This is a genomic window from Marinicauda pacifica (assembly GCF_004793635.1).
In the GTDB taxonomy this organism is placed as follows: domain Bacteria; phylum Pseudomonadota; class Alphaproteobacteria; order Caulobacterales; family Maricaulaceae; genus Marinicauda; species Marinicauda pacifica.
The window spans coordinates 889577-904355 of the sequence record NZ_SRXV01000001.1; the positions used below are offsets into that span (position 1 = coordinate 889577).

The 14779-nt window shown below is 61.4% G+C and carries 12 protein-coding genes and 1 tRNA gene; 5 read left to right on the plus strand and 8 right to left on the minus strand.

All coding sequences use genetic code 11. The features are described from left to right. The first annotated feature begins 63 nt into the window (after positions 1-63). Positions 64-318 carry an RNA chaperone Hfq gene (hfq, locus tag E5162_RS04260; protein ID WP_135943692.1) on the plus strand — a complete coding sequence of 85 codons (255 nt, stop codon included), beginning with the start codon at positions 64-66 and terminating at the stop codon, positions 316-318. Continuing rightward, positions 315-1652, plus strand: a complete 1338-nt coding sequence (gene hflX, locus E5162_RS04265; RefSeq protein ID WP_135943693.1) for a GTPase HflX — start codon at positions 315-317, stop codon at positions 1650-1652. The genes hfq and hflX overlap by 4 nt, the downstream gene beginning before the upstream one ends. Before the next feature lie 4 nt (positions 1653-1656). Here hflX and mazG read toward each other — a convergent pair whose 3' ends face one another. Further along, positions 1657-2499, minus strand: coding sequence for a nucleoside triphosphate pyrophosphohydrolase (gene mazG / locus E5162_RS04270; RefSeq protein ID WP_135943694.1), 843 nt, complete (start codon positions 2497-2499; stop codon positions 1657-1659). Positions 2500-2762: 263 nt separating this feature from the next. Here mazG and E5162_RS04275 point away from each other — a divergent pair, with 263 nt between their 5' ends. Both E5162_RS04275 and E5162_RS04280 read left to right on the plus strand, forming a co-directional pair. Then, positions 2763-5633: a S8 family peptidase gene (locus E5162_RS04275; RefSeq protein ID WP_135943695.1), complete on the plus strand. Its 2871-nt coding sequence runs from the start codon at positions 2763-2765 to the stop codon at positions 5631-5633. Between the two features lie 148 nt (positions 5634-5781). Continuing rightward, positions 5782-8349 (plus strand): EAL domain-containing protein, encoded by a 2568-nt coding sequence (locus tag E5162_RS04280; protein WP_135943696.1) that lies wholly within the window; start codon positions 5782-5784, stop codon positions 8347-8349. Between the two features lie 217 nt (positions 8350-8566). On the opposite strand, the gene E5162_RS04285 is transcribed toward E5162_RS04280, so the two are convergent. From E5162_RS04285 to E5162_RS04310, 6 genes are all read right to left on the minus strand, one after another. After that, the gene (locus tag E5162_RS04285) at positions 8567-9421 is read right to left on the minus strand and encodes an MBL fold metallo-hydrolase (RefSeq protein WP_135943697.1); all 855 of its coding nucleotides are present in this window, start codon (positions 9419-9421) and stop codon (positions 8567-8569) included. Beyond that, positions 9418-10197, minus strand: a complete 780-nt coding sequence (locus E5162_RS04290) for a TatD family hydrolase (protein ID WP_135943698.1) — start codon at positions 10195-10197, stop codon at positions 9418-9420. Before E5162_RS04290 ends, E5162_RS04285 begins: the two co-directional genes overlap by 4 nt. A gap of 18 nt (positions 10198-10215) precedes the next feature. Further along, positions 10216-11262, minus strand: a complete 1047-nt coding sequence (locus E5162_RS04295) for a DNA polymerase III subunit delta' (protein ID WP_135943699.1) — start codon at positions 11260-11262, stop codon at positions 10216-10218. Positions 11263-11264: 2 nt separating this feature from the next. Beyond that, on the minus strand, positions 11265-11897 hold the full coding sequence (gene tmk, locus E5162_RS04300) for a dTMP kinase (RefSeq protein WP_135943700.1): 633 nt from the start codon (positions 11895-11897) through the stop codon (positions 11265-11267). Continuing rightward, positions 11897-13045 (minus strand): D-alanyl-D-alanine carboxypeptidase family protein, encoded by a 1149-nt coding sequence (locus E5162_RS04305; RefSeq protein WP_135943701.1) that lies wholly within the window; start codon positions 13043-13045, stop codon positions 11897-11899. Before E5162_RS04305 ends, tmk begins: the two co-directional genes overlap by 1 nt. 95 nt (positions 13046-13140) lie before the next feature. Next, entirely contained in the window at positions 13141-13704 is a 564-nt protein-coding gene (locus tag E5162_RS04310; RefSeq protein WP_206751031.1) for a septal ring lytic transglycosylase RlpA family protein, read from the minus strand. 73 nt (positions 13705-13777) lie between these two features. Between E5162_RS04310 and E5162_RS04315 the strand changes: the two genes are divergently transcribed. Further along, a tRNA-Ser gene (locus E5162_RS04315) sits at positions 13778-13865 on the plus strand. 277 nt (positions 13866-14142) lie between these two features. On the opposite strand, the gene E5162_RS04320 is transcribed toward E5162_RS04315, so the two are convergent. After that, complete coding sequence (locus tag E5162_RS04320) at positions 14143-14418, minus strand: metal-sensitive transcriptional regulator (protein WP_135943703.1); 276 nt, start codon at positions 14416-14418, stop codon at positions 14143-14145. Positions 14419-14779: the final 361 nt, after the last annotated feature.

Consider the following 14779-nt stretch of genomic DNA (forward strand, 5'->3'; position numbering starts at 1 on the left):
AAGCCCGGCTACCAATTTTCAATATGAAACATGTCTCTGTAAAAGGGCTCGAGAGAAAGACCCATGTCTAACGATAAAAAACAAAATCTGCAGGATGTATTCCTGAACACCGTGCGCAAATCGAAGACGCCCCTGACCATTTTCCTGGTCAACGGGGTGAAGCTTCAGGGCGTGGTCACCTGGTTTGACAATTTCTGCGTCCTGCTGCGCCGCGAGGGTCAGATTCAGCTGGTTTACAAGCATGCCATCTCGACAATCATGCCCGGGCAACCCATCTCCTTGTTCGACGGTGAACAAGACGGAGACGAGACCACTTGATCCAACGCGAAGCGCCTGACGATACCGCCCTTGTCCTGCATCCCGATTTCGGGGGCAGCGATATCCTGCGGATCGAGGCTCGACTGGAAGAAGCGGCAGGCCTGGCCGAAGCGCTCGGCCTTCGTGTCGTGGACGTTCGCAGCGAACCTGTGCGCAAGCTTGAGCCCTCGACGCTGTTCGGGCGCGGAAAAGTGGAGACGCTGCGCGCGGAGATCGAAACGCGCGAGGCCAAGGTGGCGGTGCTCGATTGCGAGCTCTCGCCGGTGCAGCAGCGCAACCTTGAACGCGCGTGGAACGTGAAGGTCATCGACCGGACCGGTCTGATCCTGGAAATCTTCGCCGACCGCGCGCAGACGCGTGAGGGCCGGCTGCAGGTCGAACTGGCGCGTTTGAGCTATGAGCGTTCCCGCCTGGTGCGCACCTGGACCCACCTGGAGCGTCAGCGCGGTGGACGCGGCTTCCTTGCCGGCCCCGGTGAAACCCAGATCGAAACTGACCGCCGGTTGCTGGCTGAACGCATGGCCAAGCTGCGCCGCGAGCTGGAAGAGGTCAAACGCACGCGCGAGCTGCATCGCAAGCGCCGGCGGGCTGCGCCGTGGCCTACGGTCGCCCTTGTCGGTTACACCAATGCGGGGAAGTCGACACTGTTCAATCGTCTCGCCCGGGCCAAGGTCATGGCCAAGGACATGCCCTTCGCGACTCTGGATCCGACGATGCGCGCGATCCGCACGCCGGCCGGACGAAAAGTGCTGCTGTCCGACACGGTGGGCTTCATCACCGACTTGCCGACAGAGCTCATTGCCGCGTTCCGCGCCACGCTGGAAGAGGTGCGCGAAGCCGATATCCTGATTCACGTTCGCGATGTGTCCGATCCGGATCATGAGGGGCGCAAAGCCGATGTGGAATCGGTTCTGGGCGCGCTCGAGGCAGGGGCCGAGCACGGCCAGACCATCATCGAGGCCTGGAACAAGGCGGACCGGCTGGCCGAAGAGGATCGCGACGATCTGAAATGGCGTGCCCGCCTGCCCAAACGTCCCGGATCGCCAGACGTGGCGGTCACATCGGCGATGACCGGCGAAGGAACGGACGCCCTTCTCGCTTTGCTGGATCTGGCGCTCGCAGCGGATGACGTGATGCTACGATTGCGGCTGGATCCCGAGGAATCCGAGGCGATGGCCTGGTTGCACGAGCATGGCGAGGTCATCGAAGAACGCAGCGACCCAGAAACCGGGAAACTTTATGTCGTGGCCCGGCTGAACGAGCCAGATGCCGGGCGCTTCAGGGCCAGGTTCGGCGTGGCGGAGATCCGCAAGGAACGCGCCCCAGCCGGATGATCATCTAGGTTGACGCCTTTTCTCCCGCCTTGGCTTCGATCCAGAGGGCTTCCATCGCGTCGAGCGACGCTTCTTCTATTCGATTGCCCTCTGCCTTCATCGTCTCCTCGATAAAGCGGAAGCGCCGATCGAACTTGGCGTTCGTTCCGCGCAGGGCAGATTCAGGCTCCACGCCCAACTTTCGTGCGAGGTTGGCACATACGAAGAGCAGGTCACCGAGTTCCTCTGCAATGTTCTCCTGGTCCCCGGCCGCAATGGCGGCCCGCAACTCGCGCGCTTCCTCCTCGAATTTCTCGAAAACACGTTCCGCGTCCGGCCAATCGAAGCCGACCCGGGCCGCGCGCTTCGTGAGCTTGCCCGCACGCTTGAGTGCAGGCAGGGCAACAGGAACGTCATCCAGCAAGGATTGCGAACGGCCCTTCTGGGCCCGCTCCCGCGCCTTCTGGTCTTCCCAGGCAACGGTCTGAGCGGCCGCGGTTCGGGACTCGTCTTCGGCAAAGACATGCGGGTGGCGCCGGATCATCTTGTCGGTGATCGCGCGGGCCACGTCATCGAAGACGAAATGGCCTCCCTCTTTTGCGATCTGACTGTGAAAGACGACCTGAAACAGAAGATCGCCGAGCTCATCGCGCAGATCTTCGATGTCTCCGCGATCGATCGCATCGGCGACCTCGTACGCTTCCTCGATCGTGTAGGGCGCGATCGATGCGAAATCCTGCTCAACATCCCAAGGGCAGCCGAAATCGCGATCTCGCAGGCTGCCCATCAGGGCCAGAAGGCGTTCAAGAGGCGGACGCGTTTCGTCCAGCGCGATGGCATGAACAGAGGAGGGGGCAGTAGCGGTCATGAGCGACTCCTTTGGAGCGCTTAACTCGCACACTCGCTCAATCGATCAAAGCGATGGCGTGAAGATGACGGCTCGTCTCCACGCCCTACCTCGTAGAGACGTACATTTTATCGTTGCATAACAACGAAAACATCGCGTAAGGAGAAAAACGGGTACAATTTTGGCTTTCATTTATATCCCCAGGTTAATTCGCGGTAACCATAAGTGTTACGATTTTGGCAAGGGGTGACGGCCTAGACTGCCCTCAACTCAGGGAGGATTCCATGATCCGCGACCACATAAAGAATGCGCTGCTCGGGACCGTAGCCTCGACCGCTCTGGCTTCTGCTCTAGCAACCAGTGCAAATGCGGACACAGCGGAATTCACCCTTCAGGGCCACCACAGCGCTTCATCGGGCAGCGAGGCTGGTCCGATCCTTCCGCGTTACGGTGACATCGACCCCTTTTACGGGGACATCAACCCGTTCTGGGGTGACATCAATCCTTTCTACGGCGATATCGGCCCGTTCTGGGGTGATATCGATCCGTTCTGGGGCGATATCAATCCGTTCTACGGTGATATCGATGCTTTCTGGGGCGATATTGATGCCTTCTACGGCGATATCGATCCCTTTTACGGCGACATTGACGCCTTCTGGGGCGATATCGGCGCCTTCTGGGGCGATATCGGTCCATTCTGGGGTGATATCGACGCTTTCTGGGGTGATATCGATCCGTTCGACACCGAAGCGTATTCGACTCTCACCGGCGATCTGAATGAATTGTTCAACCGCGCCGAGACCGTTTTCGGGCCTGCGATTGAGGGCGAAACAGGTCGGTCCTTCCAGGAGGGCTTCCTGAACGATCTCACCGCGGAATACGGGATCAATATGAGCGACCCCGCCTCGCTGGCCTCTGTCACGGCCCAGCAGCGCGCGGCCTTCTTCCTGGCGTTCCATGACGGCCTGATGAATTTCTCGGGTCGCGATCACGTCGATCACTGGATGGGCGCCATCAACTGGTCGCCGGCCATGGCGCGGGAAGCGAGCACACGCTTCCCGGTGGTCGTGGGTATCGTCGACTTCTCTTTGCCATCGCGCATTGACGGGCTGATTGGTGGCGGGAACGGGAATGACTATCTCGATTTCAATCACGGTGCGGCTGTGGCTGATCTGATCAGCGCGCGCCACGATGGCGAAGGTCTGATGGGCGTTGCTCCGTCTGTGAGACTGCGCCTGGAAAACCCGTTCGACGAAACCTTGTCGACCAATTGGGATGACGTTCGCAGCAGCGTGCGCCGATTGAGCTACCACTCCGCAATCATCAATGCGTCGCTTGGGATGCCGGGCTGGACCTTCCATGAAGGCTGGTCGGATGTCCTGTCGGACTGGTATATCCGCCATTCCGCTCCTCATACGCTTTACGTCTTTGCCGCGGGCAATGACGGGATCACACAGGACCTGGATGTCGACTGGAGCGCGGTGCGCAATGTCGAGAATCTCCTGATCGTGGGGTCGATCAACCCCGGCGGCGAGATCTCCAGCTTTTCCAACCGCCCGGGTGATGCCTGCTTCACGGTTCGCGGTGCGTGCCACGAGGGTTCGCGCCTGATGGACCGCTTCCTGGTCGCGCCTGGTGAGCTGATTCTGGTTCCCGACGGGGAGGGCGGATATGTGCGCATGTCCGGCACTTCGTTCGCGGCACCGCTGGTGACCGGCGCGGCGGCTCTGGTGAAGAGTGAGTGGCTCTGGTTGTCGCCCGGGCGCATCGCGGATGTGATCCTGGAAACGGCGACCGATCTTGGCGCACCCGGTGTCGATCCGGTCTATGGCCGTGGCTTGCTGAATGTCCAGGCGGCCCTGTCACCAATTGATCAGAACGCGCTGTATGCTCTCGATTGGCGCGGACGGCGCATTCCTGCCGGCGAACTCGGCTTCCTGCGCGGCCGCATCAAAGACCACGGCGAAGTCACGGTGTTCGAGGACATCGGCGATACGTTCCGCGATTTCAGTTTCACGTTGGAAGAGCTGGGTGTCGGCCAGGACGCCCTATCGGGCAGCGCCCAGATCACCGCTCAGAGCTATTCGATCGACCGCGCCATCAATGCGTCGGGGACGAATTTCAACGACACCCAGGCGATCACGCGCCGGATCCAGACCCGCAATGGACTGACCGTCACATCCTTCGCGTCCCAGGCCGACATGGGCCAGGTCCTTGGTGATGGCGACCTGCCGTTCCAGGCGGGGATGGAGGTTAGCAACAGCGAATCCGGCGTCACCATCCGCTTCGGCATGGGTGAGGGCGCTCTCGCATTAAGCGATCAAAGCGGCTTCGGGCTCGCGTCCGACTATCGCCCGGATAGCGGGGGTGTGAATCCCATGCTCGGCTATGCGTCGGGCGGTGTCTATGCGATGGCCGGCTTCGCGCTGAGCCCCGACACGCGGCTGTCGATTGTCGCCACATCTACGCGTGACGAGTACGAGTTCACCAATCCGCTGACCGGGGAGCGCTCCGCCATATTCGAGACGCTTGATGCGTACTCGGCGTCTGCGGTCTCGCTCGATCTCTCCCATGCGGTCAATTCCCGTTTCGGCATCCAGGCTGCTTACACACACCTTGCAGAAGACCAGGCGCTGCTCGGCGGACAGGGGCTGGGTGCGCTTGCCTTCGATGGCGGGTCACGGACCGATGCCCTGACGGTCGGTGCGAACGTTGCGATCAGCGCCAGGTCGAGTGTGAGTGTCTCCGCGACGGCCGGGATTACCGGGGCAAGCGAGTTTGGAGCCTCGGCTCTGGCCTTGCCGGACTCCGTGTCCTCGACAGCCTTCCAGATCTCGTTCCAGCACAATGGCGTGTTCACTGCACGCGACGGCATCCGGGCGAGCTTCATCCAGCCGCTGCACGTGGAGAACGGTTCGCTAGAATATAGCGGCCTTGTCGTGACCGATCGCGACACCGGTACGCTGGGTCTGCGCACGCAGCAATGGTCGCTGGGCGGGGAACGTCCGCTGGCGGCGGAAGTCCTTTATGCCATCGACTTGGTGCAGGACCGTGTCGAGCTGAATGCGTTTGGCCGGACCGAGGCGCCAGGCGCGCGGTTTGCAGATGGCGATACAAGCTGGGCCGGCGGGTTCCGGTTGGGAGTGAATTTCTAAAGCTCAGCCTGACTTAGAACAGTTCCCAAACTCAAGAACGGCGCCTGCGCAATATCCGCAGGCGCCGTTTCTGTATCGGAGTTTTGAGAACATTAAGGGGTCCGGTGTAAACGTGACTTGGTAACAGCCTGTCCAGGAGGAGACACAGTTGGCCAGACGATTTATAGCGACGATCCTGCTCGGCGGCGCGCTAGTAACGTCTGCGGCCGGCGAAGCTCAATCGACGGATTATGAATCCGCGATCGAATCTGCACGCAGCGACATGATGGGCAATCCTGGGCAAGCCCTTGAAACTGCGCAGATTGCGGTTCAGCTGGCAGAGGAAGGGGGCGCGCCTGGAGAGGTAGATGCCAGGAGGGCGACCGCTCTTTGGCTGCAGGCCGAAGCTCTTACTCGCCTCGGGCGCTCGAGTGAGGCTGGAATCCTGGTAGAATCAGCAATTGAACTCCTTCACGGCACAGCTGCCACTAGCAAGCTTTACGCTGACCTGCTGGTCGCGCAGGGGCGGATCGCAAAAGACCTTGGAGACTTCCAGACTGCCTTGATCAGCTTTCAGGAAGCGTATGAGATCTATCTCGAAATCGGGGAAATGAGGGCGCAGTCGATCGTCCTCCAATCGATTGGCTCGATCCATAGCAGCGGAAAGCAATACGAAACGGCGGTAAGATACTTCTCAGATGCGTCCGAGCGCTTCGAGGATCCGGCGCTAGAGCTGGCCGCTTCGAACAATCAGGCGAATGCGTATCGCCAGATGGGTCGCTATGATGACGCATTGAGTGCGTTTGAGCGTGCACTGGAACTCGCGCGATCCATGGAAAGCCGGATGCTCCAAGCCAGAATCCTAAATAATCTGGCAGCGCTTCATGCCGAGTTTGGCTATCTGGATGCCGCTGACGAAGCCATCGGCCAGGCATTTGCGCTCTACGAGGGTGAAGAGCTTGGCGAATGGGCGCGGTTCCTGCATGGGGTGAGGGCACAGGTCTCTTTCGGTCGCGGCAATCTGGACGCCGCACGCGGGCACATAGAGCAGACGTTCGACGGCGTTGCGCTGAACGAGACCACCCCGGCCTTCACCGATTTTCACGAGACTGCGGCCCAGATCTACGAGGCGCTCGGTGCGTTTGAGACCGCGAACGATCATTTGAGAGCCTTTAAGCGTCTGGACGACGACGCGCGCGACATTGCCGCCAGCGTAAATACCGCGCTGCTCGCGGCCCAGTTCGAATTTGCCGAAAATGAGCTGCAGATCGAGCAGCTTCGGGGCGAAAGTCTCGAACATGACCTTGCACTCACACAGGCACGCGCACGCACGCGGGTGGCCATCGCGGCCAGCGTAACAAGCGCAGTTCTGCTCCTCCTGATCGTTGGCGCGTTGCGTTACCGCGCCTCACGCCAGCGCCAGCGTTTCCTTGCCGAAGCGCTATATGTCGATGCGGCTACGGGCCTGCCGTCCCGCAATGCGCTGGAACGGCAGTTCGAGAAAGCGGTGGAAGAGGATCGCGAGGTCGCGCTGATCATGTTGAGCATCGACCGGACGATGCGACTGGCAGGGGCCTTGGGCGGCGCCAATTTCACCAAGTTGAGTTCGGATCTTGCCAAGCGCCTCAAGGAAGATCCTGCCGTTGAATTTCTCGCCATCATGTCGCCAGGCGTGCTCGGGGTGATGATTGACTACGCGCCTCAGGACTCCCTGCTGGATGAAGACCTGATGGAAGTGGTGGCCAAGCGCTTGCTCGAACGGATCAAGGCTCCGTTCAAAGTGGACGAGATCGAGATCGATCTGACAGCCACTGCCGGCGCTGTTCTCTACACCGGACCCGACAGCTTCAAGCAGGGCTTCGTGGCCATTCAGCAAGCCCAGGACAGCCACAGTAATTTCGCGTTATATGACGGTCAGCGCTTCGGTGATCCCGCAACCAATCTGGCGCTGATGAGCCGCATGATGAAGGCGATCAAAGCTGGCGGGATGGAGCTTCACTACCAGCCGAAGCTGAACTTGCGGACCGGCCGCTTCGAAGCGGCCGAAGCCCTGGCGCGCTGGACCGATCCCGAGCAGGGTCCGATCCCGCCGACCGCATTCATTCCACTTGCTGAAGAAACAGGGCGCATTCGCGAACTCACAGAATGGGCCTTGGAGCGCGTGGCCCGAGATCAACTCGCCCTGCAAAAAGCAGGGCACACCGTGACCTTGTCGGTCAACATTTCTGGTGCCTTGCTATGCGACGCGGAATTCGCGTCCCATGCCGGCCGGATCGCCGCCCAGGCCCCGGGGCAGCTGATCTTCGAGGTCACCGAAACCTCCCTGGTCCAGGATACCAAGAGGGCTGCTCAGACAATGAATCAGTGGGCCCGCGCGGGCGTCCAGATGTCGATTGACGACTATGGGGTGGGGCACTCTTCCTTGGCCTATCTCAAGAGCTTGCCCGCCCATGAGTTGAAGCTCGACCGTGCCTTCATCACGGACTTCGAGACATCTCAGCGAGACCGGCTGGTCGTCCGCTCCACGATCGACATGGCCCACAATCTGGGCCTGCAGACGACGATTGAAGGCGTCGAGAACGCCGACATTCTGCCTGCGCTCCAGGCAATGTCTGCAGACTGGGCGCAAGGCTTCGCGCTCGCCAGACCGATGCGACTGCTCGAACTCGTGGCGCTCTTCCAGCGTCAGGCCGAAGACGGCCAGACGCTCGTGAAGGGGGCCGCCAGCAGATCCTGACGGCACGGTCACCGCCGGCGATCGGTCAGCGTGAGCCATGAGCGTGAGCCCTGAAGTCTTCCTTGCACCGGTGGACCAGTGATCTGACCGTGTCGCGAGGCGAGGACACGGGTGACGGCACGCCTCAAGCCGCGTCGATCATCACCAAATCCCGCATAATAAATATTATGAGAAATCTGAGATGCTGCGCTCTGGCTTTCCCTGGGGCTTCTCGCGGCTAAGTCCGAAACTTCTTGCCCGTGCCGGCGTCGATGGTCACGACCATTCCGTCAAAGGCGGGTTCGACATTCTCCGGGCAGCGATCGCTCAGAGCGTCGTAGTCGAGATCGATATGAAGATTGGTGAGAATGCCGTATCGGGCGCGCACCTGTTCGAGCCAGTCCAGCGACTGGCCGACATGGGTATGTGTCGGATGCGGTTTTTCTCGTAGCGCATCGAGTATCCACAGCGGCACGTCCTGCAGCACGTCGAACCCGGCCTGGTTGATCGCGCTGACGTCCGGCGTATAGGCGATGGGTCCGAACCGCAGACCGGCGCAGACGACATTGCCATGCTGGACCGGGAAAGTTTCCAGCTCTATCGCACCGCCCTCGCCCTCGATCGAGATTCTGCCTCGCTCAGGCAGATCGCGCGCTTCAAGCAGAGGCGGATAGCCCGACCCTGGTGGAGTTTCAAAGATATAGCCGAAGCGTTTGAATAGATCAGTCCGGGTCGAGACGTTCATGTACGCCGTTATTCTCGCCTGGTGGCGATAAACAATGGCCCGGATGTCATCGATACCGTGTGCTTGGTCGGCATGAGCATGGGTGTAGACGATGGCATCGGGAACCGGGCTGCCGGCATCGATCAGCTGCTCGCGCAGATCCGGTGAGGTGTCGACCAGGATTCTCGTCGAACTTCCGCGCTCTAACGCCTTAAAGTCTGAAGCTTTTTCAAGGAGGATCGAGCATCGGCGGCGCCGATTTCTTGGATTTTCAGGATTGCAGCTGCCCCAATCGCCATCCGCACGCGGAACGCCACCCGACGAGCCGCATCCCAGAATGCGGACGCGTATGAGACCCTCGGCGCTCAACCGGCCAGTCTGTGGAAGAGCGCCAGCGAGTTTTGTCGTGTCCTGCGGGCGGTCTCCTCCACGCTCCAGTCGCGGAGTTCTGCAAGTTTTTCGGCAACATGGGGCAAGAAAGCCGGTTCATTGCGCTGACCGCGCCTGGGGACCGGCGCCAGATACGGACAATCGGTTTCGATGATCACCTTGTCGTCGGGCACGTCCTGAGCAAATACGGCCCGGACGTCCTCGGCCTTCTTGAACGTAATGATACCCGAGGCAGAAAACCACGCACCGAGCGCGGCCGCGCGCCGCGCCAGTTCATGCCCGCCGGTGTAGCAGTGCAGCAAGATTTTGAACCCGCCCTTCCCCATCTCTTCTTCCAGAAGATCGGCCATCTGCGCATCGGCATCGCGGCTGTGCAGGATGATGGGCAGGCCGGTCTGCCGGGCCGCCTCGATATGCGTACGCAGGCTAGCGAACTGATCTTCGGCCGGGCTGTAACCGTAATGAAAATCCAGTCCTGTTTCGCCGATCGCCACCACCTTGGGGTGCCGGGCGATCGTGATCAGTTCATCCGGCGTGATGTCCGGACGGTCCTTGGCGTGATGAGGGTGAGCACCGATTGTGCAGAATACGTCCTCATGAGCCTCGGCAACGGCCCGGACGTCATCGAATTCGTTGAGGCGGCAGCAGATCGCGATCATCGGCGAGACGCCCGCCTCCCGCGCGCGTGCCAGGACGATTTCACGATCTTCTTCATAGGCTTCACCATGAATATTGATGTGAGTGTCGATCAGCATTTCGGCGTTCAATTCCGACTATTGAGTCTCGGCTTGAGCGGCTTCCTTCAGGATCGTGAATGCCGCGTGCGTGGTCTGCTTGGGATCCAGATAGAGGGTTTCGCTCTCGCGGGCCAGACGCGCCAATGCATCGCCTGCTGCGACCCATATGCCTGCGCGGTCTGCGCCCTCTCCGCCCAGAATCGCTGCGCGGGCGCGATCGTGCGCATAGCGTTCAAGAAACTCCATCAAGGTACGGCGGACAGCCTCCCCGTCGCGTTTCGCGGTCTCACTGGCGAGCACGCCGACCGCTCGCGAGTCCAGCCGCGGAAGAGTCTCGAGTATGCCATCGAGCGTCTCTTTCAGGCGCGGCGCATCGGATTGTGAGAGAGCAAGCGCGCGACCCGGAGCTCCGCCGGCCATATCAGCGCATCGCCGCGCGATCTCTGCGTCAATGCCGTGCCGCTCCGCGAGCCAGGTCGCGCACGCGTCAGGGGCGGAGGCGCGCAGAGACAGCCGGCGGCATCGCGACCGGATCGTAGTGGGCAACCGGCCAGGCGCATTGACTACTAGCAATAACAACCCCTTGGCGGGCGGTTCTTCAAGTGTTTTGAGAAGGGCATTGGCCGCATTCGTATTCATCTCGTCGGCTGCGTCCACGATACAGACCCGCCAGTCGGATTCGCTCGCGCTTTTGGAGAAGAATTCCGGCGCGCGCCGGCTTTCATCGACGGTAATCTCGGCGCGCAACTTGCCGCGTTTCGCATCGAACGGGCGACGAATGAGCAGAAAATCAGGATGGGACAACGCTTCCAGCCGTCTGGAAACTGTATCCTCAGGCCCCACCGAGAGGGGCGATTTTCCCGTGGGCGCACCGCCGAGAACGCGGCGGGCAAGACGCCACGCGAAGGTCGCCTTCCCGACCCCTTTGGGGCCGGTAATCATCCAAGCATGATGCATGCGCCCTTCGGCAAAGGCTTCGCCGGCCTGACGTTCGGCATCGTCATGGCCAACCAGGTCGTAGACTTCTCGCGGATGAGCGAGTTCGCCCTCTCGGTCGGCTTCCGGGATTGGGTCGTCCGCCATGCTCAGCTCCCTAGACGGGAGTCAATGACGGCCAACGCGGCCTGGGCAAGCTCTTGCGGAGGCTGAGTGGCATCCAGCACGGCGCATCGATCCGGCGCGGCGGCGGCGATATCGAGAAAGCCCTCGCGCAGTGCGGCGTGAAACGAAAGATCTTGCTTTTCGAACCGGGTCGCGTCCTCCCCGCGTTGGCGGGTGCGCTCCATGCCGATTGCCGGGTCGAGATCCAGGATCAATGTCAGATCGGGCTCGAAGCCATCAAGGGCAAGCTGGTGCAGCCGGTTCAGACGATCGCGATCCAACCGGCCGGCCGCCCCCTGATAGGCGCGCGTGGAATCGGAGAAGCGGTCGCAAATCACCCACGTGTCCGAATTCAACGCCGGCCGGATGCGGCGATCCACATGGTCCACCCGTGCCGCATAGAGCAACAAGGCTTCGCTCAGTGAGGACCAGCGATCCGGTTCGCCGCTCACCAGAAGTGAACGTATTTGTTCGGCATTCTCGGTCCCGCCAGGCTCGCGCGTCACATCGACCGCGTGCCCACGCGCTTCAAGCGCATCGGCCAGCGCTCGAGCGAGGGTCGACTTGCCCGCGCCCTCTCCGCCCTCCAGCGTGATGAACCGGCCTGCCACCGGCATTAATTCCCGCGGATCAGGTGGACGAGAGCGCTGACAGCGCGGCCGGCCATTCCCTTGCCGGGCACAGATTCAGCTGCCTCGACGGGCACGGTCTCCGTGCGTCCTCCGGGGAATGTCACGACAAGCTGCCCAACCGGGTCACCTTCGAGAACCGGCGCGCGCAAGGGGCCTTCAAAGACAATCTCGGCCGTCAGGTCCGCTCGTTCGCGCCGATGGACGCCCACTGTCAGAGCTTCGCCCGCACGCAGATCGACAACTGACGCCGTCCCCATGAAGACATCGGCCTGACCGAGGACTTCTCCGGCCTGCACCAGCTCTACAATTTCAAACTCGGTGAAGGCGGCGCGCATGATGCGTTCGGCCTCGTCGGCCCGGGCGCGCCCACTCTCCATTCCATTGAAAACCGTAACGCGCCGGGTTCCATCGCGTTCGGCCGAGCCTACCAGCCCGTATCCGGATTCCTCGGTGTGGCCGGTCTTCAGCCCGTCCGCACCCTCGACCACACCTAGAAGCGGATTGCGATTAAACTGACGAATGCCGTTATAAGTGAAATCGGTTTCCGAATAAATTTCATAGAGTTCCGGGAATTCCTCAATGATCAGCGCAGCAAGCCGCGCCAGATCCGCGGCAGAGATTTCGTGATCCGGGTGCGGCCAGCCGGTCGCATTCTCGAAATTGGCGCTCGTCAAACCGAGCTGATGAGCGCGTTCGGTCATCGCGTCGGCGAAATTCGATTCGGTTCCTTCCAGCCCTTCAGCGATGACGATGCAGGCGTCGTTGCCGGATTGAACGATAATGCCGCGCAGCAGATCGCCGACCCGGGCCCGCGTGTTAGGCTCCAGGAACATTGTCGAGCCGCCAGTCGCCGCGCCGCCGCGGCGCCAGGCCTCCTCGCTGACTGGAAGCTCGTCATCCAGCGAGAGGCGACCGTCGCGGATCGCCTCAAACGCCATATATACAGTCATCAGTTTGGACATGGATGCCGGGGGCATCGGTTCGTCGCCATTCTTCGAGAACAAGATCTGGCCGGTCTCGAAATCAAGAATCACCGCGTGAGTGGCATCCGTCGTGTAAGCGCTATCCTGGGCGCGAGCGGCGCCGGCCGGAGCGAGTATCAGCAGGCAAATGGCGAGAAGTGAGCGCAGCACGGCAGACGCCTCCTAAAGACAATGATGGGTCGCTAAGGCTCGTGAAAGGCCATGAAACCCTGACGGAAACAAGGCGGCAAGGGTCCGGCTTGCAGTCACCGCTGCGCGGTTTGTATCGGCTCGAGCGTTTCCGCGTCGAACCGGGGCGGGCCTTCGGCGGGATCAAAGGCCATCGGCGGCGCAGCCCGATCCTCCACATCGGCCGGTCCCAGCGCCTCGATGAGGACTTCGGCAACGCCGTCCTCCACGAAGTCTAGCTCGTTGGCCGCAGCGAAGCTGAGATCGATGATGCGCCCTTCGACGAAGGGGCCGCGATCGTTGACACGAACGACGACGCTTTCACCGGTATCCAACCGCGTGACACGCGCAAGACTGGGCAGAGGAAGCGTCGGATGAGCCGCTGTCAGCGCATGCTGGTCGAAAACCTCGCCATTGGCTGTCAAACGGCCCTGGAAGCGTGCGCCGTACCAAGAGGCCAGCCCTTCATATACGGCGCGTGGGCGTGCTGAATCGGCGACCGGGATGATCCAGGGGCCACGCCCCTCTCCCAACGCCGGCGCGCGCGCCGATTCTTCGCCACCGGACGTATCTGAATTCGTCGCGCAAGCGGACAAAAGGGCAAACGCGCCAAGCGCGCAGAGCGATCGAGCAAGTCGCAAGGTGTGATCCTGTATCCTGGCTGTCACGCCATTCTTGCCCGAAGCGGGAGCCTCCGGCTACACCTTGTTTCACGGAGGGGTGGCAGAGTGGTCGATTGCGGCGGTCTTGAAAACCGTTGAGCCGCGAGGCTCCGGGGGTTCGAATCCCTCCCCCTCCGCCATTTTCCGCCTGTCCGGCCCAAGGCATAGTCTGCCCGAGACATGGGTGCTCGCGTGACGGCGCGGTGTCGTGCGCAAATAGGCCGCGCACGGGCCGCATCTCCAAGCGACCTTTATCCCCGCCAGTTCGCGAAGCGCTCACACTGTGGTCCGGCTCTTTCTCATCTGGATATGGTTTCGCGCAGTCTGAAGCAGAATGAGAGTCGTGGTAGTAGTAGGAGGACTCGCTTCGTTGGCGCTTTCGACTCTCACGAAAGGCCCGCGTCGGTCATAGGCCCGTTAGCGCCGCATGCGGTCGAACAGGTCGATCAGTTCGGCGAATTTTTCGCTCTGCTCGCCGGCATCTCCGCTCTCGATCGCGTTCTGGACGCAATGAGCGGCATGATCTTTCAGCACGAGGCCCTCGACCTTGTTCAGCGCGGCACGCACGGCCTGGACTTGCTGCAAGACCTCAATGCAGTAGCGGTCTTCCTCGAGCATGCGCGAAATCCCGCGGACCTGCCCCTCGATCCGCTTCAGGCGCCGGAGAGTATCCGGCTTATGAGCGTCGATCATTGACTTTTTATACTCCGTGGGGGTATGGGCCATACTCCCTACGATATTGCGATTTGATGAGCAAGAACCTGTATCGCCTTCCTGTCCTCCTTCTGCTTGCGCTGGTTTTCAGCGCGGGATGGGCGTCGTGTGTCTGCGCTGAAGCGGGCCATGAGCCCGCTCACGCGGCGAGCGCCACTGCGAGTGCGGAACATGGCTCACATGTGGCACATGAGCCGGCTCGCGAAGCCGTAGGAACGGGATGTCACGATGCATGTGACGGCTGCGCGGAGCTGGCGGCCGTAGACGCGGAGGCGTCCTCAATGCGGCTCGCACCCGCGCCGTCTCTCGTGGCGATTGCAAGTGTCGGCGCCTCGGGTGG